The organism is Hydrogenophaga sp. H7 (assembly GCF_002025745.1).
Classification (GTDB): domain Bacteria; phylum Pseudomonadota; class Gammaproteobacteria; order Burkholderiales; family Burkholderiaceae_C; genus Hydrogenophaga; species Hydrogenophaga pseudoflava.
The window spans coordinates 137,974-158,717 of the sequence record NZ_MCIC01000001.1 but is presented as its reverse complement, the minus strand read 5'-3'; the positions used below and the strand labels follow the sequence as shown (position 1 = coordinate 158,717).

The 20,744-nt window shown below is 69.7% G+C and carries 23 protein-coding genes; 11 read left to right on the top strand and 12 right to left on the bottom strand.

Annotation, left to right across the window (positions count from 1 at the left end):
- Positions 1 to 5: 5 nt before the first annotated feature.
- Positions 6 to 488, bottom strand: coding sequence for an aromatic-ring-hydroxylating dioxygenase subunit beta (locus BC358_RS00835; protein ID WP_079364307.1), 483 nt, complete (start codon positions 486 to 488; stop codon positions 6 to 8).
- Positions 485 to 1,783, bottom strand: a complete 1,299-nt coding sequence (locus BC358_RS00830) for an aromatic ring-hydroxylating dioxygenase subunit alpha (protein ID WP_079364306.1) — start codon at positions 1,781 to 1,783, stop codon at positions 485 to 487. The genes BC358_RS00835 and BC358_RS00830 overlap by 4 nt, the downstream gene beginning before the upstream one ends.
- 107 nt (positions 1,784 to 1,890) lie before the next feature.
- Here BC358_RS00830 and BC358_RS00825 point away from each other — a divergent pair, with 107 nt between their 5' ends.
- The 6 genes from BC358_RS00825 (at position 1,891) to BC358_RS00805 (ending at position 6,978) form a co-directional block, all read left to right on the top strand.
- Positions 1,891 to 2,823, top strand: a complete 933-nt coding sequence (locus BC358_RS00825; RefSeq protein WP_066157286.1) for a LysR family transcriptional regulator — start codon at positions 1,891 to 1,893, stop codon at positions 2,821 to 2,823.
- 161 nt (positions 2,824 to 2,984) lie between these two features.
- The gene (locus BC358_RS22035) at positions 2,985 to 3,140 is read left to right on the top strand and encodes a hypothetical protein (RefSeq protein WP_165961644.1); all 156 of its coding nucleotides are present in this window, start codon (positions 2,985 to 2,987) and stop codon (positions 3,138 to 3,140) included.
- Positions 3,141 to 3,186: 46 nt separating this feature from the next.
- Entirely contained in the window at positions 3,187 to 4,455 is a 1,269-nt protein-coding gene (locus tag BC358_RS00820; protein WP_079364305.1) for a sorbosone dehydrogenase family protein, read from the top strand.
- Between the two features lie 139 nt (positions 4,456 to 4,594).
- On the top strand, positions 4,595 to 4,975 hold the full coding sequence (locus tag BC358_RS00815) for a c-type cytochrome (protein WP_079364304.1): 381 nt from the start codon (positions 4,595 to 4,597) through the stop codon (positions 4,973 to 4,975).
- Positions 4,976 to 5,006: 31 nt separating this feature from the next.
- Positions 5,007 to 6,173 (top strand): tRNA guanosine(34) transglycosylase Tgt, encoded by a 1,167-nt coding sequence (gene tgt / locus BC358_RS00810; protein ID WP_079364303.1) that lies wholly within the window; start codon positions 5,007 to 5,009, stop codon positions 6,171 to 6,173.
- A gap of 13 nt (positions 6,174 to 6,186) precedes the next feature.
- A complete protein-coding gene (locus tag BC358_RS00805; RefSeq protein ID WP_079364302.1) occupies positions 6,187 to 6,978 on the top strand; it encodes a YiiX/YebB-like N1pC/P60 family cysteine hydrolase in 792 nt (263 codons plus the stop codon).
- Positions 6,979 to 7,078: 100 nt separating this feature from the next.
- Here the strand turns inward: BC358_RS00805 and BC358_RS00800 are convergent, their stop codons facing one another.
- Positions 7,079 to 7,546: a hypothetical protein gene (locus tag BC358_RS00800; protein ID WP_079364301.1), complete on the bottom strand. Its 468-nt coding sequence runs from the start codon at positions 7,544 to 7,546 to the stop codon at positions 7,079 to 7,081.
- 111 nt (positions 7,547 to 7,657) lie between these two features.
- Between BC358_RS00800 and BC358_RS00795 the strand changes: the two genes are divergently transcribed.
- Entirely contained in the window at positions 7,658 to 8,833 is a 1,176-nt protein-coding gene (locus BC358_RS00795; RefSeq protein ID WP_079364300.1) for a nitrate/nitrite transporter, read from the top strand.
- Here BC358_RS00795 and BC358_RS00790 read toward each other — a convergent pair.
- Genes BC358_RS00790 through BC358_RS00775 form a run of 4 tightly spaced genes read right to left on the bottom strand, consistent with a single transcriptional unit; the run spans position 8,733 to position 11,698 of the window.
- Positions 8,733 to 9,890, bottom strand: a complete 1,158-nt coding sequence (locus BC358_RS00790; protein ID WP_079364299.1) for a zinc ribbon domain-containing protein — start codon at positions 9,888 to 9,890, stop codon at positions 8,733 to 8,735. The genes BC358_RS00795 and BC358_RS00790 overlap by 101 nt on opposite strands.
- A gap of 46 nt (positions 9,891 to 9,936) precedes the next feature.
- A complete protein-coding gene (locus tag BC358_RS00785; protein WP_079364298.1) occupies positions 9,937 to 10,746 on the bottom strand; it encodes a DUF2145 domain-containing protein in 810 nt (269 codons plus the stop codon).
- Between the two features lie 9 nt (positions 10,747 to 10,755).
- Positions 10,756 to 11,226, bottom strand: coding sequence for a hypothetical protein (locus tag BC358_RS00780; RefSeq protein WP_066157311.1), 471 nt, complete (start codon positions 11,224 to 11,226; stop codon positions 10,756 to 10,758).
- A 1-nt stretch (position 11,227) separates the two neighbouring features.
- Complete coding sequence (locus tag BC358_RS00775) at positions 11,228 to 11,698, bottom strand: YiaA/YiaB family inner membrane protein (protein ID WP_066157314.1); 471 nt, start codon at positions 11,696 to 11,698, stop codon at positions 11,228 to 11,230.
- Between the two features lie 156 nt (positions 11,699 to 11,854).
- On the opposite strand from BC358_RS00775, the gene BC358_RS00770 reads away from it, so the two are divergent.
- A complete protein-coding gene (locus BC358_RS00770) occupies positions 11,855 to 12,304 on the top strand; it encodes a hypothetical protein (protein WP_066157317.1) in 450 nt (149 codons plus the stop codon).
- A gap of 31 nt (positions 12,305 to 12,335) precedes the next feature.
- Here the strand turns inward: BC358_RS00770 and BC358_RS00765 are convergent, their stop codons facing one another.
- Both BC358_RS00765 and BC358_RS00760 read right to left on the bottom strand, forming a co-directional pair.
- Positions 12,336 to 14,294: an MFS transporter gene (locus BC358_RS00765; protein WP_079364297.1), complete on the bottom strand. Its 1,959-nt coding sequence runs from the start codon at positions 14,292 to 14,294 to the stop codon at positions 12,336 to 12,338.
- Between the two features lie 35 nt (positions 14,295 to 14,329).
- On the bottom strand, positions 14,330 to 15,172 hold the full coding sequence (locus BC358_RS00760) for a hypothetical protein (protein WP_079364296.1): 843 nt from the start codon (positions 15,170 to 15,172) through the stop codon (positions 14,330 to 14,332).
- Positions 15,173 to 15,301: 129 nt separating this feature from the next.
- On the opposite strand from BC358_RS00760, the gene BC358_RS00755 reads away from it, so the two are divergent.
- Positions 15,302 to 16,033 (top strand): helix-turn-helix transcriptional regulator, encoded by a 732-nt coding sequence (locus BC358_RS00755; RefSeq protein ID WP_079364735.1) that lies wholly within the window; start codon positions 15,302 to 15,304, stop codon positions 16,031 to 16,033.
- A gap of 79 nt (positions 16,034 to 16,112) precedes the next feature.
- Positions 16,113 to 16,940 carry a ProQ/FINO family protein gene (locus BC358_RS00750; protein ID WP_079364295.1) on the top strand — a complete coding sequence of 276 codons (828 nt, stop codon included), beginning with the start codon at positions 16,113 to 16,115 and terminating at the stop codon, positions 16,938 to 16,940.
- Here BC358_RS00750 and BC358_RS00745 read toward each other — a convergent pair.
- From BC358_RS00745 to BC358_RS00735, 3 genes are read right to left on the bottom strand one after another with little or no spacing between them, the layout of a single operon-like run.
- Positions 16,921 to 18,204 (bottom strand): FIST N-terminal domain-containing protein, encoded by a 1,284-nt coding sequence (locus BC358_RS00745; protein ID WP_079364294.1) that lies wholly within the window; start codon positions 18,202 to 18,204, stop codon positions 16,921 to 16,923. The two genes, BC358_RS00750 and BC358_RS00745, sit on opposite strands and share 20 nt — an antisense overlap.
- 24 nt (positions 18,205 to 18,228) lie before the next feature.
- Positions 18,229 to 19,281: a PhaM family polyhydroxyalkanoate granule multifunctional regulatory protein gene (locus tag BC358_RS00740; RefSeq protein WP_079364293.1), complete on the bottom strand. Its 1,053-nt coding sequence runs from the start codon at positions 19,279 to 19,281 to the stop codon at positions 18,229 to 18,231.
- Between the two features lie 23 nt (positions 19,282 to 19,304).
- Complete coding sequence (locus tag BC358_RS00735; RefSeq protein ID WP_066157332.1) at positions 19,305 to 20,144, bottom strand: enoyl-CoA hydratase/isomerase family protein; 840 nt, start codon at positions 20,142 to 20,144, stop codon at positions 19,305 to 19,307.
- 205 nt (positions 20,145 to 20,349) lie between these two features.
- On the opposite strand from BC358_RS00735, the gene BC358_RS00730 reads away from it, so the two are divergent.
- Positions 20,350 to 20,736, top strand: a complete 387-nt coding sequence (locus BC358_RS00730) for a TraR/DksA family transcriptional regulator (RefSeq protein ID WP_066157336.1) — start codon at positions 20,350 to 20,352, stop codon at positions 20,734 to 20,736.
- Positions 20,737 to 20,744 lie beyond the last annotated feature (8 nt).

Here is a 20,744-nt window from a genome sequence, read left to right as displayed (position 1 = left end):
CCTGTTCAGATGGGGTAGATGATGGAGTTCGGGATCATCTCGCTGTCGTAGACGCAGAGACGTTGCGCGAACTTCAGTCCGTCGGGCGTCTTCGCCACGATGTCCAGGTAGCGCCCGACGTTGAACACCGTGCTGGGGCCGTCGAGCTTGGTGCGGAACACCGCGTAGTTGGCCTCGCAGTGCAGGCGGCCCTGCTCGTCAATCTGACGGACGACGGGTGCGCCCACCACGTGGCGCTGGTAGTACGGATCGTGGAACAGGGTTTCCCGGATGCCGTAGACGCGGTCGCGCAACATGGCCTGGCTGTCGAAGGCCAGTGTGGACAGCGGAAAGCCGCGCTCGTGGTTCTCGCGCGGCTGCAGCTTGTAGACGCAGTCCGTCGTGAAGAAGGTCGGCCAGAGGTCCCAGTCGCCGCTGTCGACGGCCGAGGCGTAGTCGCTGTAGAGCGCCTGCAAGGCCTGGAAGGTCTCGAAGTCGAGGGTGCTCATGCGGCACCTCCATCGCATTTTTCAGGCGCTTCCATGACTTTCCGCCAGTACTCGTACATCCCGCGGATCAGCGTCTCCGTCACCATGTGGTCGGTCTCGCCCACCTCGCGCCCGCCCAGCTCGGCCAGTGCCCGGTGCTGCGGCTTGCTGTCGAAGGCCTGCTGCGAGAACTCGATCACCTCGCCGTCGTCGGCGCTGACGAAACCGGCCGGGCCGAAGAGATTGGCCTGGCGCAGGCGGCGCTGCGTCATCTCGGGCGTGTCGTCCTCGAAGCCGAAGTGCGTCCAGACGAAGTCGAAGGCGCCGTGGCCGTCGGGCTGGATGTGGCGCGTGCTCACACTGTTGACCTGCTGCTGGAAGATGACGCTCGGAAAGAGTGTCGTCATCACCGCGGTCGGCATCTGGTCGTCCATCTGCCACCAGGGCTCGGGCACGATGTCCAGGAAGCGCGGATCTTCCAGCTGCATGCTCTCCTTGAAGCTCGACACCTGGGTCACCTGTGCCGCCTGGCCGCTGGCCTGGCCCATGCTGCCGCGGGTGGAGACCATGGCGGCGTGCCGGTGGTGCGCGTCCATGCGCAGCTCGCTCTTGTTGTCGGCGCGCCAGAGGCCGAAGGTCACAAACCAGGTGTGCAGCAGACCGGGGTGGTAGGGGTCCTTGATGTTCTCCTGCATCAGCTTCCAGTTGCCCGGAATGCGCTGGCGGTTGTAGCCCAGGATGGTCAGCTTGCGGCCGTTGAACAGGCGGTCGAAGTAGCGCAGGATGGTCGGCCCCATGTAGTCTTCGAGCGACTCCACGTCGTGGTCGAAGCTCGCGAACACCACGCCGCCGCGCACGGCCACCTTCAGCCGCGTCAGGCCGTGGTCCTTGGGGTTGAAGTCGGCCGGCATGCCGCCGTTGACCTTGCCGTCCTGGCGCACGCCGCGCCGGAACGGCACACCCTGCAGCGTGCCGTCGGGCTGGTAGCTCCACTGGTGGTAGGGGCAGACGAACTCGGTGGCGTTGCCGTGGCGCTTGCGGCAGAAGCGCATGCCGCGGTGCGCGCACACGTTCTCCACCACGTGGATCTGGCCGTCGGCCGCGCGGGTCATGATCACCGAGCGCTCGCCGACCACGGTGCGCTTGAAGTCGCCGGCGTTCGGGATCTCGGCTTCCAGGCCGACGTAGCACCAGTGGCCTTGGTAGAAGATGCGTTCGAGTTCGCGCTGGTGGCGTTGCTCGTCGGTGTAGACGGCGAACGGGATGCGGCTGGTGCCGCCGGCCTCCCAGTGCAGGGCGTCGGGGGAAACGGACATGGCTGTCTCCGGAGGTGTTCTTGTGAGCCGCATGATCGCGGCCGGCCGGCCATCCGGCAAGGGAATCGGCGTGATACGCTGTATTCACCACCTGAATATTCAAACCCATGAAGCTCACCGACATCGACCTCAACCTGCTGGTGGTGTTCGACCGCCTGGTGCAGGACGGCCGGGTCTCCCGCGTGGCCGAGTCGCTGGGCCTGAGCCAGCCGGCGGTGAGCAACGCGCTGCGGCGGCTGCGCGACCTGCTGGACGACGAGCTGTTCCTGCGCACGCCCAGCGGCATGGCGCCCACGCCCTACGCGCTGCAGCTGGCCGAACCGGTGGCACAGGCGCTGCGGGGGCTGCAGGGCGCGCTGAACGTGCGCGCCAGCTTCGACCCGGCCACCAGCGAACGCTGCTTCACCCTGGCCATGACCGACGTGGGCGAGATCTATTTCCTGCCGGTGCTGATGGACGCGCTGGCGCGCGAGGCGCCGGGCGTGACGCTGCGCTGCGTGCCGGTGGCGGACGCGGCGCTGCGCGAGGACATGGCGGCCGGCCGGGTCGATCTGGCGCTGGGTTCGCTGCCGCAGCTGCAGGCCGGCTTTTTCCAGCAGGCGCTGTTCCGCCAGCGCTACGTGGCGCTGATGCGCGCCGGCCACCCGCTGGCGGCGGGCGACGCGCCGCTGAACGCCACCCAGTACCGGCAGGCCGCCCACGTGCGCGTGGTCTCGGCCGGCACCGGCCACGGCCAGGTCGACGAGGCCCTGCAGCGCCTGGGCGTGGCGCGCCAAGTGCAGCTGACCGTGCCTCACTACGTGGCGCTGGGCCAGGTGCTGGGCAGCACCGACCTGGTGGCCACCGTGCCCGAGCGGCTGGCCGAGCGCCTGGCCGGCCCGCACGCGCTGGTGGCCCGGCCGCTGACGCTGCGCCTGCCGGCCAGCACCATCGCCCAGCTCTGGCACGCCCACCTGCACCGCGACGCTGGCCACCAGTGGCTGCGCGGCCTGGTGGCGCAGCACTTCGGCACCGCCGCCGGGGCCGTGGACAGCCCCTGAAGCGGCGACAAGGTATCCAGTGGTCACAGGCTTCGCTACAAAAGTGCTACAGCCCGGCCTTCGGATGTGACTTTTGTGCAGCAGCCGTGAACACGCCCGACTGCAGGACCCGGTCGCACGGGCACAATACCGCCCACCTTCCCGCCGCCGAAAGTCTGTCCGTGATCGAAATGCTGTTCCGCCTGGGTATCGCCCTGCTGCTGTCCGTGAGCCTGGCCCTGCTGCTGGCCTGGGGCTGGTCCAGTTCGGACGAACGCACCGAGTCGGCGGCGGTCACAGTCGAGCCCTCGGCCGAATCCTCCATACCGGCTCACTGACCTGGGCGTGGGCTGGGCGAGCCGCCACGCGGTTCACAATGGCCCGATGACACGACGTCGCTGCCTCCCGCTGGCGCTGGCTGGCCTCATCGCCCTGCCCGTCGCGGGACGGGCGGAGCCCGAGGCCTCCCGCTACGCCACCCAGGGCCGCTGCGCCGGCTATCCCCGCATTGCACTGACCGCACCCAAGGGCTGGTGCGTGGGCCTGGTGGCCGACGCGCGCGACGGCCTGCAGATGCCGCGCCGCCTGGTCGAGGTGTCCCCCGGCCGCTTCTGGATCACCGACATGGGCAACTGGGAGCCCCGCCGCGGGCGCCTGCTGGAGCTGCGGGTGGACGGACAGCCGGGCGACGCGGACCGGGTGACGGTGCTGGCCCGAGGGCTGGACCGCCCGCACGGGCTCGCGCGCGGCCCCGATGGCAAGGTCTATGTGGGCGAGGCCGGCACGGTCTGGCGCACGCCCACCGCCGTGTTCGCCCGCGAAGACCTGCTCAAGGACCTGCCCGCCGACGGCGCGCACCCGCTCAAGGAGCTGGCCTTCGGCCGCAAGGGGCGCCTCTATATCAATATGGGGTCGGCCAGCGACGCCTGCCGGGACGAGCACCAGCAGCAGCCCCTGCCCTGCCCGGAAACCGCGGGACCCCTTCCCCGGGCCGCGGTGTACGAAACCACCCTGGTCGGCCCGGACCTGAAACCGCAGACACCGAAGCCCTTTGCCACCGGCCTGCGCAACTCGCTGGGCCTGGCGCTCACCCAGGACGCGGCGGGCAGGACCGAACGCATCTGGCAGGCAGAGAACTCGGTCGACTACAGCGACGCCAACGCCCCGGCCGAGGAACTCAACGAACTCGAACGCGGCGCGCACTACGGCTGGCCCTACTGCGTCAGCGATGCGCAGGGCCGCAGCGTCGTGGCGCGCGGCTACGACAAGCGCGCGCAGTGCGCCCGCCGACAGGCCCACCGCCCACCGTTCCAGGCCTGGCCGGCCCATGTGGCGCCGCTGCAGCTGCTGGCCATGCCGCCGGCCCCTGCCGGGCAGGCCGCCAGTCCGTGGAGCGGCCGCCTGCTGGCGGTCTGGCACGGCTACCGCGCCCAGGGCCACCGCATCGTGGCCTGGCGCATTGGCCCCGACGGCCGCCCGACCGGCGCGCGCGAGAACATCGTCTCCGGCTGGCGGGTCATGCCCGGCATCCGCCCGCAGGGCAACCCGGCCGGTGCCACGGTCGATCACCGGGGCTGGCTGTGGATCGTCGAGGACCGCAACCGCACCGTGCTGGTGGTGGCGCCCGAGACGCGAAGCAGCGGCGGTTCCTGAGACAGCAACACCTGTGGCGCCGCAGCCACCGCCCGTCTCATCCTGAGACGGAGCCCCGGCGCCTTGACAAGGATCAATTCGGGGTCCTGGCGCACTGATAGCCTGAGGACGTCCCCCCAGAAACCCACGGAGTCCTCCCATGAAACGCACCCTGATCGCCCTCTCGGCCACCCTGCTGGCCGCCACCGCCTGGGCCGGCCCGGCCGAAGACCAGGCCGCCCTCAAGCTCGCCACCGGCGCCGGCTGCATGACCTGCCACAACATCGAGCCCGGAGCCAAGGGCCCGAACGGCATGGCGCCCATCGGCCCGGCCTGGCGCGATGTCGCCGCCAAGTACAAGAGCATCAAAGGCGCCCAGCAGCAGCTGACCGCCACCGTGCTCGCCGGCTCCAGCCCCTACGAGAGCCACTGGAAGGACAAGGTGTCTGGCCTGGCGATGCCGCCCAACAAGGTCGCGATTGCCGAAGCCGACGCGGCCAAGCTGGTGTCCTGGATCCTGGCGCTCGAACCGGCCAAGTGAGTTTCCGGAGCACTCGGCGACAATCGCCGCCATGCTCCAGTTCGACGTTCTCAAGACCGAAGGCCACGCGCGCCGTGGCCGTCTCACCCTCAACCACGGCGTGGTCGAGACCCCCATCTTCATGCCCGTGGGCACCTATGGCACCGTCAAGGGTGTCACGCCCGCGAGCCTGGAGGGCATGGGCGCCCAGATCATCCTGGGCAACACCTTCCACCTCTGGATGCGCCCCGGCCAGGAGGTGATGAAAAGCTTCGGCGGCCTGCACGCCTTCGAGAAGTGGCACAAGCCCATCCTCACCGACTCGGGCGGCTTCCAGGTCTGGTCGCTGGGCGCCATGCGCAAGATCACCGAAGAAGGCGTGCACTTCGCCTCGCCCGTGAACGGCGACAAGCTGTTCATGTCGCCCGAGGTCAGCATGCAGATCCAGACCGGGCTCAACAGCGACATCGTCATGCAGCTGGACGAATGCACGCCCTACGAGACCAACGGCCACCTGACCACCGAGGCCGAAGCCCGCAAGAGCATGGAGATGAGCCGCCGCTGGGCCGTGCGCTCCAAAGACGAATTCGCGCGGCTGGAGAACCCCAACGCGCTGTTCGGCATCGTGCAGGGCGGCATGTTCGAGCACCTGCGCCAGGAGTCGCTGGAAGCGCTGGTGGAAATGGACTTCCCCGGCTACGCCATCGGCGGCGTGAGCGTGGGCGAGCCCAAGGAACAGATGCTGCAGATCATGGCGCACACGCCGCACCGCCTGCCGGCGAACAAGCCGCGCTACCTGATGGGCGTGGGCACGCCGGAGGACCTGGTCGAGGGCGTGGCCTGCGGGGTGGACATGTTCGACTGCGTCATGCCCACGCGCAACGCGCGCAACGGCACGCTGTTCACCCGCTTTGGCGACCTGAAGATCCGCAACGCCCGCCACAAGGCCGACCACCAGCCGCTGGACGCCACCTGCACCTGCTACGCCTGCGCGGGCCGGGCCGGCGTGAGCTGGGCCGACGGCGGGCGCGATGGCTTTTCCCGCGCCTACCTGCACCACCTGGACCGCTGCGGCGAGATGCTGGGCCCCATGCTCTCCACCATCCACAACCTGCACTACTACCTGAACCTGATGCAGGAGGTGCGCGCCTCGCTGGACGCCGGCCGCTTCGAGGCCTTCCGCCAGCAGTTCAAGTCCGACCGCGCGCGCGGCGTCTGACCCGTCGCCATCCATGACGCACCGTCTGCTTCGGGTCCTCTCCGCTGCGCTGGCCCTGGTCCTGGCCGGCTGCGCCACCCACGTCGACCTGGCGCCCGACGAAGGCCAGCCCGCGCTGCGCGTGCAGCAGCGGCTGGCGCTCACACCCAGCAACGGCGGCCTGCAGATCACGCCCGACGACCTGCGGGCCGGCGACATCGTGCTCAGCTCGACCCACAGCCTGGTGTCGATGGGCGTGCGCCTGATCACCGTGGCGCCGGTCAGCCACGCCGCGCTCTATCTGGGCGACGGCCAGTTCGTCGAGGCGGTCGGCTCGGGCGTGCGACTGCGCAGCACCCAGGAGTACATGGACGGCGAATCGACCATCGTCGCCTTCCGCCATCCAGGCGTTGGCGACGAACAGGTCGCTGCCCTCAACGCCTTCGCCCGGCAGCACGCCGGCAAGAAGTACAACACCGCCGGCATCGTGCTGCAGGCGCCCTTCAGCATCGGACGGCAGTACTGCGAACTGCCGCTGATTCCCGGCCTGGTGCGCGACTACTGCATCCGCGGGCTGGCGGCGATCCAGCTCGGCGCCGTCAAGAACGACCGCTTCTTCTGCTCGCAGTTCGTGCTCGAAGCCTACCGCCACGCCAGGCTGCCGCTGACCACCGCCGACCCGCGCCTGATCAGCCCGGCCGACCTGCTGCACATGCGCGAGGGCGACGTGCCCTCGGTGCGCACCGAGCAGGCGCTGCAATACGTCGGCCACCTCAAGACAGCGCCCATGCCGTCCGATGAGATGGCCGTCGGCCTGGCCGACTGAGCGCCTCCAGGCGGTCAGTGGCGAGCCGCCGCCGGGCCGCCCCAAGGCGGATCAGCCCCCTCGGGGGGCAGCGACCCGCGAAGCGGTGGAGCGTGGGGGCTCACGAACCAATATGCATGCTGAAGAGTGCGCCGCTGGACAGGCGGCAGGTGCCTGAGCCCAGCGTGGCCGAGTTCATGGTGTAGGCGCAGGTGATGTAGCCGCCGCGGTTGCCAGCGCCATTGGCCAGCCCCTCACGGCTGGAGCCGGCCTTGCGGGTGGCCTCGCCCGAGAACGACTCCCCGCCGATGACGGTTGAGAACGTGCCGCGGCCCTGCAGGTCGTTCGTCACCGTCGCGCTGATGACCCCGTGACCGCTGGCCAGCTCGTTGGCCGGATAGAGTCGGGCCTGGAAGCTAAGGGGCAACGCGGGCGCCACCGCGGCGGCCGCCTGGGGTGGCGGCACCGCTTGCCCGGTGCGCGGATCGATGGGCACCACGTAGCAGGCGGCGAGTGTGGACACGGCGGCAACGGCGCCCAGCCAACCGGCCGGGCGGCGCAACGAACGAACAACAGAGGAGATATCCATGTGGATCCTTCAGGCCCAAGCACATGCTTGTGCGGCGATCCTCCGTGACCACTGTCAAGAAACCACTGTCTTCCGGTGAAGAACCGTGAACCGGCACCGGCGGCATCACCCATGAATACCCAGTCCTTCGTTCCCCGTCACGTCCTGCCCGTGCTGGTGCTGGCGCAATTCGCCGGCACCTCGCTCTGGTTCGCGGTCAATGCGGTCATGCCCGACCTGCAGCGCGCCTTCGGCTGGCCCGCCACCGCCGTCGGCACCCTGACATCGGCGCTGCAGGCCGGCTTCATCGCCGGCACCCTGGTGTTCGCGCTGCTGGCGATTGCCGACCGCTTTCCGCCGCGCCGCGTGTTCCTGGTCTGCGCGCTGGCCGGCGCGGGCTGCACCGTCGGCGCGTGGGCCATGGTCTCGGACTTCGGCGCGCTGCTGGCCTGGCGCTTTGCCACCGGCTTCTTCCTCGCAGGCATCTACCCGGTGGGCATGAAGATCGCCGCGCAGTGGTACACGCGCGGCCTCGGACCGGCGCTGGGCCTGCTGATCGGCGCGCTGGTGCTCGGCTCGGCCAGCGCCCACGCGCTGCGCGCCATCGGCGACACGCTGCCCTGGCCCACGCTGATGCTGGGCGTGGCGACGCTGGCGGCCGCGGGTGGGGTGTCGCTCTACACGCTGCTGCCCGATCCGCCCGGCGCGGTGGCGCGCGTGACCACACTGCAGTGGCGCGCGCTCGCCACCATCGTCACCGACGCCCGCGTGCGCAGCTCGGTGCTCGGCTATTTCGGCCACATGTGGGAGCTGTACACGCTGTGGGTGCTGATGCCGCTGATCCTCGCAACGCGGCTGCAAGGCACCGCGCTGTCGTGGACCGCCTTCGCCATGCTGGGCGCCGGCGTGCTGGGCTGCGTGGGTGGCGGCTGGCTGGCTCCGCGCTTCGGCAGCGCCCGCGTGGCCGGCGTGCAGCTCGCCATCAGCGGTCTGTGCTGCGTGCTCGCGCCGGTGCTGATCGGAGCGCCCGATGCGCTGTTCTACGGCTGGCTGCTGGTCTGGGGCATCACCGTCTCGGGCGACTCGCCGCAGTTCTCCACACTGACCGCGCGCAACGCGCCGCCGCAGGCGGTGGGCAGCGTGCTGACGCTGACCAACAGCATCGGTTTTGCCATCAGCATCGCCAGCATCCTGCTGTTCGTCGAAGTCACGCGGACGGTGCCGCTGGGCTGGCTGCTGACAGGGCTGGCGCTGGGTCCGGCGCTCGGTCTGTGGGCGCTGCGGCCGCTGCTGCGGGAGCGGGCGTGAGACCGGCATCCGGCGCGTCGCCCCGGCGGGCCTCGGTGCCGCAGGCAAAGCAGTAGCGCGCGAAGGCGCTCTTGCGCGTGCTGCAGTGGCCGCAGCGGTCGAACAGGCACAGGCCGCAGTGCGGGCAGAAGTCGGTCTTGCCGTCCTTGAGGTCGACCGCGCGCTCGCAGCCGGGGCAGACGTTCTTGGCCAGCCGCGCCTGTGCCAGGTCGTAGTCCATCTCCTTGCGGCGCTGCGTGTCCGGCAGCGCCTCCACCGCCTTCTGCCGCTCCAGGTAGCGCTGCAGCGCAGCGATGGCGTAGCGCCCGCCGATCACCGTGAGCAGGATGCCCACGATGTAGCGCACATAGCCGCCGTAGCTCGGCAGGTAGGGCACCAGCTCGACGAAGAACGCGAACAGCGCGAAGAAGATGAAGCCCCAGACAAACGGCCAGGACGATCCCTTGCGGTGCTTCTTGAACAGCCAGCCGGCCACCACGAGCAGCGGCAGCGTGAGCGCCAGCCGGTAGCCGAACACGCGCAGCTCCTGCGCGCGCTGTTCCTCCATGTAGGTGTCCCGCGCCGCGTCTTCCAGGCTGCTCAGTTCGGCCTGCGCGCGCTGCTGCGCCTGGCGCGCGTCCAGCGCCACCTGCTGCTGTTTCTCCACCGCCGCCAGCGCGTCGCGTTCGATCTTGCGCAGGCCATCGAGCTCGCGCGTGCGCTGCAGCACCTCCTCGTCCTGCTCGGCGCGCTGCGTCACGCTGCGCGTGGCCAGCCAGTTGTCGAAGGTCTCGCGCGCGGCGCGGTTGTCGGCGCGCGCGGTCTGCAGCTTCAGCTGCGCCTGCTCCAGCGCGGCCTGCGCCTCTTCGGCGGCCTTCTCGGCGGTCTTGATGGACTCCTTGAGCACAGGTGTGCGCTGCGGGTCCATGAAGTCTTCCAGCAAGCGCGTCTGCTCCACCTGCGGCAGATCGCCGACGATGGTGCTGCCCAGGCCGGTGAGGAACCAGGCGAACAGGAAGGCCACCAGCCAGAGGCCGCGGCGGAACCATTTCTCGGACAGGCGCAAGGATTTGCTCATGGTGTTTCCCTCGATGGTTTTGTGTTGAAGGTGATTGTGGACCCGCTCACAGCGCGAGCCGCTGCGGCGCCGAGCCCAGGCCGCTGCGCGCCAGCCAGTCAAGCACCGAGTCGACGGTCACGGTCTCGATGCGGTCAGAAAAGCGCTTCTCGTTCGGGTGGTCGTCGAAGCGGATGTGGGCCGAACCGGCGCTCGCGCCCAGCCGCTTCAGCGGCCCCAGGCGCAGCGTGCTCGGCTGGTAGCCCTTGAAGCCCAGCCAGGCCTGCGCCTGCGCACGGGTGGTGACACCCGGCTCGGCGGCCATGGCCATGGTTTCAATCGCCCACTGGTTGGACTGCTGGTAGCGCGTGCCCCAGGCGTAGGCCACCATGTTGTAGTCGCGCTCGTGCAGGCGCAGGCTGCGGCCTCGGTCGTTCAGCAGCGCGTACAGCGGTGCCTGCAGCTGCGGTGCCGGCACCGACCACACCGCCTCGTGGCGCCAGAGGTCGTCCAGGAAGAACTCGCCCAGGCCCTGGCGGTAGATCGAGCCGGTGGCCGTGCCGCACTGGTTGAGCTTGTGCAGCACCTGCCACGGCCCCTCCGGTGTCTTGTAGGCCCAGCCCAGGTGCGAGTAGCGCAGCTGGTACTTGGAGAGGTCCTGCCCCGCGCGGCCCAGCACCACGACCCGCGCGCCACTGCGCGCGAACTCAGCGTCCAGCGCCTGCGCCGTGCGCTGGGCCAGCTCCAGACCCTGGGTCAGCGTCTGCGGCGTCAGCGGGCGCTGCTCGCAGGAGCGGCCGGCGTGGGCGGTGGTGGCGCCGAGCAGCAGCACGGCGATGGCCAGCGCATGGGGAGCCACATTCAGTGTCTTCTTCATGGTCGGGCCTCAGTAAGTCAGCCGTTCGTTGTGCAACAACGCGCGGCCCAGCTCGTTCGGGATGAAGCACAGCACCTCACCCGCTGCCGACAGCACCACGCCCGCGCCGATCACGCTCACGGCCACCGCCGCGCCCACACCAGCCACCACACCCGAGGCCGCTCGCCCGCTCAGCTCCAGACTGACCCGCGCACCGTCGGACGCCCGCTCCAGCACGATCACCGTACCGCGCGCCGACACCTCGACCGCCTTCACCACCAGCACCGCGCCACTGACGGCCAGCGCCGCCGGCACGGCACTCACCGCCGCCGCACCGGCCACCGCACTGCCCGCGACCGCCGCCCCGGCACCCACCACCGACGCCACCGGCAGGGCCGACAGCACCAGCGAGGCCTCGCTCTGCGCCCGCGCCGGGGCGCTCACCAGGGCCGCGCTCAGGCTGGCGGCCAGCAGCAACTGTTTGAAGAAAACGCGGCTCATCTCATTGCTCCTCGGCAGCGGCCGTGACACGGCGGGTTTCGATCAGGTCGGCCTCGTGGCGGTCGCGCAGCGTCTTGGCCAGCGTGAACGCCGAGGTCACCAGGTAGAGCCAGCTCACGCCCAGGTAGGCCTTGTAGGTCTCGTCGATCTGCATGCGCAGCAGGCCCCAGAGCGTCAGGCCCATCGCCACGGCAAAACCGCCCCAGACCACGAAGCGCCACATCGGCGTCTCGGCCTCACCGGTCCGCTGGGCCTTCTGCTGGTCGCGCACGGCCTTGGCCAGCACGAACACAGTCGACAGGCAGAACACATAGCCCATCACCATGAACGCCCGGTCCAGCGCCTGGCCCGGCAGGTACGCCAGGCCCGTGGCGCAGAGAAAGACCGCCAGCCCGAACGAGACCCAGACCTGGAGCTGCCAGGCGCGGGTGTCGCGCATCACGATGAGGGGAGAACGGGAACCGCTGACCATGTGAAACCTCGGTGGGTTGTTGAACACGGGGCGGATGGTGGGGCGGGCTTCTGGGTTGGGCTCTGCATTTGATCCGCGGCATCAATGCAAGGTCCTGTGGGTACTGCCCATCGATACCCGTGGACCTGTGAGTGCCACGCAAAGATTGGTGAAGAGATGGGTATCCTCTACCGATCAACGACGAATGCCTTGCCGATGCGCGCCATCGAACTGATTCCCCTCCCAGTCCCCTTTCGGGACGACGCTGTGAAAGTCACTGGCGTTCATTGGTGCGACAACGCTCCTACGCACATCGCAGTGCATTCGCGACGATCCGGTCGCCAGGCAACGGTCGAATTTCAGGACGCGGAGGGCGTCCGGATTCTTGGAGAGCTCGATCTGGCCGGATTTTGGTTGGGTACTGACCCTGCCACGCTGAAAACCACCTGGCTGTTTGAAGTGCGAGCGGGTGGCTGGTTTGATCTGGAGGCTCAGCGCGACGACTTCTACACAAAGCATGAAGCCCCGACTCGGGAGTTTCTGATCGCTGGCTACCAGGAGTGCGTTTCCATCTTCTCAAGGCTCGGACCTGTGGTCATCGAGATCGAGGCAGCAACGAGCGGGTAGCCAGAGTCGGTTGAGCTGCCTCCCTTTCTTCTCAAACCCCCAGCAACCCCGTCACCCGCTCCCGCAACCCCTCCGGCGTCACCCGCTCCGCCGGCACCGCATCCCCCACGTTCAGCCCCACCCGGTTGAACAGCCCGCGCCGGAACGGTTTGACCATCGCGGTCGGCTGGCCGCCGCTGAGTTCGATGCGGCTGAAGTAGGAGCCCCATAGGTTGGTGAGCGCCATGGGGATCACCTTCACGTCCTGCACGCCATCCGCCTGCGCCGTTTCGAGGATCTTCATGATCCCGCCCTTGAAGGGTTGCAGCGTGCCGTCTTTGGTGATCGCGCCTTCGGGGAAGATGCCCAGCAGGTCGCCTTCGCGCAGCACCTGGGCCGACTCTCGGAACGCGGCTTCGTAGGCAGCCGGGTCCTCCTTCTGCGGCGCGACGGGGATGGCCTTGGCCAGCTTGAACAGCCAGCCCAGCACCGGCACCTTGAAGATGCGGTGGTCCATCACGAAGCGGATCGGGCGCGGGCTGGCGGCCATGAGCAGCACGGCGTCGACGAAGCTGACGTGGTTGCACACCAGCACCGCAGCGCCTTCGGTCGGGATGTTCAGGTCGCCGGTGACCTTGAAGCGGTAGACGAAGCGCGAGGCGATCCAGGCCACGAAGCGCAGCAGGTACTCGGGCACCAGCATGAAGATGTAGAACGCCACCACCGCGTTGGCCAGGCCGATGATGAGGAACAGCTCGCTGATGGAAAAGCCCGCGCTCAGCAGCGCGCCGGCCAGCAGCGAGCTGGCGATCATGAACAGCGCGTTGAGGATGTTGTTGGCCGCGATGATGCGGGCGCGGTGCGTGGGCTGGCTGCGCATCTGGATCAGCGCGTACATGGGCACGCTGTAGATGCCCGCGAACAGCGAGAGCAGCGCCAGGTCGGCCAGCACGCGCCAGTGCGCCGCTTCGCCCAGGAACTGGCCGAGCGTGAGCGACACGGTGTGCGGTGGCAGGCCGCGCGAGGCGAAGTAGAGGTCGACCGAGAACACGGTCATGCCGATCGCGCCCATCGGCACCAGGCCGATCTCCACATGGCGGCGGCTCAGGATCTCGCACAGCAGTGCGCCCACGCCGATGCCCACCGAGAACACCACCAGCAGCAGCGAGGCGACCTGTTCGTTGCCGTGCAGCGTGTCGCGCGCGAAGGCCGGGAAGTTGGCCAGGAACACCGCGCCGAAGAACCACATCCAGCTGATGCCCAGCAGCGAACGGAACACGACCACGTTGCCGTGCGCGAGCTTGAGGTTGCGCCAGGTTTCGGTGAACGGGTTCCAGTTGATCCGCAGCGCCGGGTCGGTGGCGGGCGAGACCGGCACGGCCTGCGCCAGCACACGCCCCAGCAGGGCCAGCAGCAGGCAGGCCGCGGCCACATAGCTCGGGCCGACCAGGGGCAGAGCGATCAGCAGGCCGCCCGCGACGTTGCCCAGCAGGATGGCGACGAAGGTGCCCATCTCGACCATGCCATTGCCGCCCGTGAGTTCACGCTCGTTCAGGTGCTGCGGCAGGTAGGCGAACTTGACCGGGCCGAACAGCGTGGAGTGCAGGCCCATGAGGAAGACGCAGCCCAGCAGCACCGGCACGTTCTGCTGCATGAAGCCCCAGCCGGCCAGCAGCATGATGGCGATCTCCAGGTTCTTCACGAAGCGGATCAGCACCTCCTTGGGGTACTTGTCCGCCAGCTGGCCGCTGGTGGCGGAGAACAGCAGGAAGGGCAGGATGAAGAGTGCGCCGATGACCAGGCCGGCCATCGAGGCCGGCAGCCACTGCACCTGCAGCTGGTAGGTCACCAGCACGGTGAAGGCGAACTTGAAGACGTTGTCGTTGCCCGCGCCCAGGAACTGCACCCAGAAGAAGGGGCCGAAACGGCGTTGCGTGAGCAGGGCGAACTGGTTGCTGTGTGCGGCGTGTGCGCCGGTGTCGGCGCTCATCGCCGCTTGCGGGGTGGACATTCGGGTCTCCTCCTGTGGGGTCCTGCGGGTGGGGTTCACGCGGCGCGGCCCGCTGCATTCTGCCGCAGGCCGTCCGGCAATCCGCCCGCGCGCCGAGGCGCCAGCGCCGCGATGACGGGCCAGGCCGCCAGGGCCGCGACCAGGTGCTTGAGGCTGTGGCCAGAAACCGCGCCGGCGGTCGCGCGGAACACGGCTTCGTCGCCCAGCTCCAGCAGCTTGGCCAGCGCGTACAGGCCGATCAGGGCGCCCAGGCGGATGCCGATGGCGCCCGCGACCGGCGTGAGCAGCGCCAGGCGGACGATGAGCGCCATGCCGCCGAACTGCAGCACGGCCCAGGGCAGGACGTTGCCGTTGGACGCTGGCAGGATGGCCGAGAGCAGCGCCAGCGGCAGCAGCACGCGCAGCGCCTGCCGCGCCGGCACCTGGCCCACGCGTTCGGCCACCGCCATCGCGAGCGCACCGGCAAAGGTCACCGCCATGCCGAGGCGGTCCCAGACCAGGCCGGTGGCGTCGGGCGCCCAGTGGTACCAAGCCGAGCCGAAACCGGTGGCCACCAGGCCGGCGAAGAACATCCGGGCTGCCAGCCGCGTCGCGGCGGGCAACGCGCGGCGCCGCATGACCAGCAGGCCCCAGAGGCCCGCCAGCGCCAGCGGGGCGTTGGTCAGCACGTCCATCGCGTTCGGAACACCCAGCAGGATGCGCGCATCGACGAAGGGGTGGCCGTGTGCGTGCAGCTGCGCATGGCCGTGGGCGTTGAGCGCGAGGCCCAGCGCCTCGGCCAGCGCAGGGCCGGCGGTCAGCGCAATCAGCCAGAGCAGCAGCAGAGCGGCGGCCCAGCGCCCGAAGGCGGGAGAGGGAGCAACGGCGGGAAGGCGCATGGAAGGACACTCGTGGGTCGGTGGAACGGCGGGCGCAGTGTCCCGGCCGACCCCTCAGATCAGGGCGCACCGTGCGATACAGTGGCCTTCCTCTTCACCACCGGTATCGCCATGCGGTACCCGCACCGCATGAGCACCACCCTCGACCTCGTCGCCACCATCAAGAAGGAACTCAAGGCCGCGCAGATGACCTACGCCGACCTGGCGCAGGCCCTCGGCATGGCCGAGTCGAGCGTCAAGCGCATGCTGGCCAAGGGCGACATGTCGCTCTCGCGGGTGGACGAGATCTGCCGCGCGCTCAAGATCGACTTCGCCGAACTGGCGCGCCGCGTGGCCGATGCGCAGCCGCTGCTCAAGGAGATGACGGCCGAGCAGGAGCGCGCCGTGGTGGCCGACAAGAAGCTGCTGCTGGTGGCGATCTGCGTGCTCAGCCAGTGGACGCTGGAGCAGATCACCGCGGCCTACCGGCTGAGCGAGGCCGAGTGCGTGAAGTACCTCGCACAGCTGGACCGCATCGGCATCATCGAGCTGCGCCCGCTCAACCGCTACCGCCTCAAGCTGGCCAAGACCTTCCGCTGGCGCCCGCACGGCCCGGTGATGAACTACTTCCGCGAGCACGCGCTGCTGGACTATTTCGCAGGCGGCTTCGACGGCGCGGGCGAGGGCGTGATGCTGGTGCACGGCTCGGTCAGCCGCGCACTGGCGCCGGTGTTCCTTGAAAGGCTGCAGAAGGTGGCGCAGGACTTCGCGCAGCAGCACCAGACCGACCAGAAGCTGGCGCACAAAGACCGCGAGGGCTACACGCTGGTGCTGGCGATGCGCAGCTGGGAGTTCGAGGCCTTCAGCGCACTGCGCCGCTGACGGCGCCACCCGCGGCGCGGCCGGGCTGGCATGATGTCGGGCTTGCCCGGACCCCGGGCTGTTTCATTTCTGCTTCGCCATGACCGCTTCCGCCGACCACGACATGCCCGACAACACCGCTGCGGCGCCCGCTGAAAGCCCTGCCACCCAGCCCGCCAGTGACGCCCGCCCACCGCGCCGAAACGAACGGCCACGTGGCGGCCGCAATGGTGGCAATCAAGGCGGCCGCCACGGCGGTGGCCGGCGCCCGCAGGCCCCAGGAGCGGCCAGTGCCGAGCGGCCCGCCCAGGCGGCACCTGCGCGCCAGCACCCGGTGCTGGACCAGCTGGCTTCGCTCTGCCCGGTGCTGTTCGGCGAGACACCGCTGCCCCTCAAGCGCGGCATCTTTGAAGACCTGCTGGCCGCCCACCCCGGGGTGCTGGAGAAGGACAGCCTGAAGGCCGCGCTGGCGCTGCACGCGCGCTCCACCCGCTACCTCACGGTGATCGCCTCGGGCCAGCAGCGCCACGACTTGAGCGGCCAACCGGTGGAGGCGCTGACGCCCGAGCAGGTGCACCACGCGCTGATCGAGGTGTTCCGCCGCCGCGGCGCGCGCAGCCGCGAGGACCTGCGCCCGAAGCTGCGCCAGCGCATCCTCAAGGCCTACGAGGCCTCGGGCCTTTCACCCGACGAGTACCTGCAGCGCGTGCACGGCCGCGACGAAGAGGTGAACCAGATCAGCCGCGACGCGCTGGCCGAGGCCAGCGCCCGCGCCGCCCGCGAGGACGCGCTGCTGCGCGCCTTCGAGGCCAGCGGCAAGGGCATCAACGAGTTCGCCGACATGTACGGCCTGCACGTGCTCGACGCCAACCGCTCGCTCGAACGCGCGCGGGCGCGGCAGGCGGCCGCTAAACCCCCGGCGCCGTGAACACCGTCAGCACACCGGTGTAGCCGTAGAGCTGCTGGTGTGCGATCTCGCCGCCGGCGAAGAAGCCCACCAGCGGCACGTCGCCCAGCGCGCGGCGCACGATCTGCAGTTCGGCGCTGGGCGCCCCGAAGTGCAGTCCCCCACGGCCCGAGCAGCTGACGTAGATGGCGCCGACGATGTGGCGCGCCGCCACCGGCTCGGGGTCGGCCGCCACCATGCTGGAGCCCATGCCCAGGGTCTCGGGCTCCAGTTCTTCGCGGATCTCGCTGCAGACGCGGATCAGGTCGGCGCGCGCTGCCTGCATGTGGCGCTCACAGAAGGCCAGCCGCGCGCCCAGCGGCGGGTGCTCGGCCACCGCCACGCCGTGGCGGGCCGGGTCCAGCCCGATGATGTGGCGCACCATGACCTCCGGGCCGAACTGGCCGCGCGCATGGCGCTGCGCGGGCGCATCGGCCAGCAGGTGCTGCGGCAGCGTGAGACCGACCAGGGTGCGGCGCAGCCGCTCCATCGCCTGCTGCGGCTGCGCCAGCGACACTCCCAGCTCGCGCAGCAGCACGTCCAGCGCGGGTTCGCCGTCGAGTTCCAGCACCAGGTTGCCCTCGACCGCGGTGATCGTGCGTTCGCGGTCGATTGGCTGCGCGCCCTGGGTCACACGCGAGATCAGCTCCACCTCCGGACCGAAGGCCACGCCGCTGATACCGCCGCTGAACACCCCACCCACCGCCCCCTGCCCCTGGAGGTGGCCGGCGCTGCTGGCGGCGAACTGAACGCTGGCCGAGCGGCTTCCCACCAGGCCACCGAACACGTAACCCGACTGCGTGCGGTCGGCGACCTCGGCCACCAGCTCACCCAGGTCGTGCGCGCCCGGGTCGGCGTGCAGCAGCGCCGTGTGCGCGACGAAGCCCGACGGCTCGCTGCCGCTGGCCGGCAGCGGCGCGACACCGCTGAAGACGCGGTACTGGTCGGGGCTGAGGTCGCACAGCATGACCGCCAGCGCAGGTTCGTCGAAGTACTCGACGTTGTTGGCCGCGATGCCAACCCCCACGGTGCCGGACCAGTCGGTGATCTCGGGCAGCTCGGCGCTCAGGTGGTCGAGGATGGCCTGCGCCTGGGTGGCGTAGTGGTCGGTGATGTAGAGCAGACCGAGCGACGGCGTGGCGGCGTAGGCCGGCAGGGCCATCTGCGCGCGCAGCTGGGCCAGCACCAGGGCCGCGGCCATGCGCCACTGCGGGTGGGTCGCGTGGGCGTAGGGAAACAGCTTCATGGCGGTGGCAGACCTTCCCGGAGTTCAGCGACGGCGCGGGGCCTTCTTGGCCGCGGTCTTGCGGACAGCGGTCTTCTTGGTCGCAGGGGCCTTGGCGGCGGGCGATTTTTTCGCGGCCGCACCGGACGCCGGCAGGAAGCCAGGGAAGAACGCGGTGGGCATGGGCCAGTCGCCCGCACCCAGGGGCTGTGTGGGCGCGGCAGGAGCAGCCTTCGTGGCTGGTTTCTTCGCGGCAACCTTCTTGGGTGCGGCGCGGCGGGCCTTCGGTGCGGGCTTTCTGGCGGCCGCCGGTTTGTCCGCCGCCGACGAGCCACCAGTGACAGCGCGCACCGCCGCCGAGCCCATGCCGGCCGCGCGGCCGACGGTGTCGCCCACCGAGCGGCCCGCCTTGGCGGCCATTCCCGTGGCGGTCTTGACCGCCTGCTCGGTCAACCCGCTGGCCACGTTGCGCGTGGCGTCCAGTGCGCCCTGCTTGGCCATGTCCTTCATCGCGGTGCTGGCGATCTGCTGGAACTGCTGCGACAGCGCGCCCCACCAGGCCATGGGATCGACCACGCCCGGCGCGGCATCGGCTGGCGGCGCAGCCTTGGCGGCGGGTTTGCGGGGTTTGGGCTGCGCGGCGGGCCCCGGAGCCGGTTCGGCCGCCTCGGACGGGGCGCCGGGGTTACCGTAGGTGCGCTCGGGAATCTCAAGCCCCGCGAACTGTGTCGGCACCTTGCCGGTAAGGCCCGACACCGTGTCGGCCGCCTTGAGCTTGAGCGCGTTGGCCACATCGCCGAGGTTGAAGTTCATCGCCTTGAGCGTGGCCAGCGACATCTTCTGCACCTCCAGCGCCTGGACGGTCGCGCCCAGGGCCTTGGCGTTCTGGTCCAGCCAGAACTGCACCGCCTTCAATTCCTCGATGCGCTTTTCCAGGTCCTCGACGTTGAAGGTCGGCGCCACCCAGTGGCCCAGATTGGGCATCTGCGGCAGGCTCTTGCCCAGGCCCTCCGCGACGCCGCCGGCGGCCTGCCCCGCGAGGTTCTGCAGGAACTCGAAACCGGGGACGAACTTGCCGAATCCGCTGGTGTCGCTCATGGCGGTCTCCTCGTGGAACATGGTCAGGTGTCGGCACCGTAACGCGGCGCACGGCGCTCGCGCAAGGATGCCACACCTTCGCGCACATCCGGTCCGGCAAAACCCATGAATTCGAGCGCCAGCGAGGTGTCGAAGGCCGGGCCGGCCTGGCGCAGCCAGTTGTTCAGCGAGTACTTGGTCCAGCGGATGGCGGTCTGGCTTCCCGAGGCGAGGCGATCCGCGACCTCCCAGGCCTTGTCCAGCAGCGCGTCGTCGTCGACGGCCAGCGACACCAGGCCGATGCGCTCGGCCTCCTCGCCGCTGATCGGGTCGCACAGCATCAGGTAGTACTTGGCCTTGGCCAGGCCACACAGCAGCGGCCAGACGATGGCCGCGTGATCGCCCGCCGCCACGCCCAGGCGCGTGTGGCCGTCGACGATCTTGGCGCTCTTCGCGGCAATCGAGATGTCCGCCAGCAGGCCCGCCACCAGGCCGGCCCCCACGGCCGGGCCGTGCATGGCGCTGACGATGGGCTTGTCGCAGTTGATGACGTTGTAGACCAGGTCGCGCGCCTCCTTCCAGACCCGCGTGCGGACCTCGAAGTCGGTCGCCATGTCCTGCACCAGCGCGAGGTCGCCACCGCCCGAGAAGCCCATGCCGCTGCCGCGCAGCACGGCGCAGCGCACGCTGTCGTCGCGGCCCACGTCGCGCCAGATCTCGCTCAGCTCCCAGTGGCCTTCGTGGCCGGCCGTGGGCAGCTTGCCGTTGCCGCCGGGGCCGTCGGCCTTCATGCGGATGTCCAGCACCGAGGGCACGCCGTCCACGGTCGGGCCGCGGCGCGTGATGTCGAGGGTCTGGTAGCGGCTGTAGTCGACAGCGGACATCGTTCTTTCTCCTGCAGATTCTTGAGAATGAAAGCGTCGATTCTGCGGGGGAACGCAGCGTTTTCCGCCGGGGATTTCCCCTTGGCAACCGGCCCGAACGGCGGCGGGCTTGACGTCGATCAAGGCAGTCACACACAGTCGGGCGCACCATGAAACCGTGGTCGCAAGACCCGCCCGACCCAGAACCCACACACGAGGAGAACCCATGAACACCCCCATTTCCGACACCTTCCGGCAGCAGCTGCAGGCCATGCGCGCCGACGTGCTAGCGCAGTTGCGGGCGCAGCGTGGCGGCAAGATCGGTCGCGCCGAGGCCGCGGCCAACGCGCGCGAGACCGAAAGCGACGACTGGGCGCAGGCCGATGCCGAACGCGACCTGGCGTTTGCCATGGAAGAGCGCGAGTCGGCCGAGCTGGTCGCCATCGACGAGGCGCTGCAGCGCGTGGCCGACGGCAGCTACGGCCTGTGCGTGGACTGCGGCGATGCGATCGCCACCGCCCGCCTGCACGCCAACCCTGTGGCCCTGCGCTGTGTGGCCTGCCAGGACAAGGCCGAACAGGCCAGCGGCGCCACCAAGCCGGCCGGCTACTGATCTTTTTT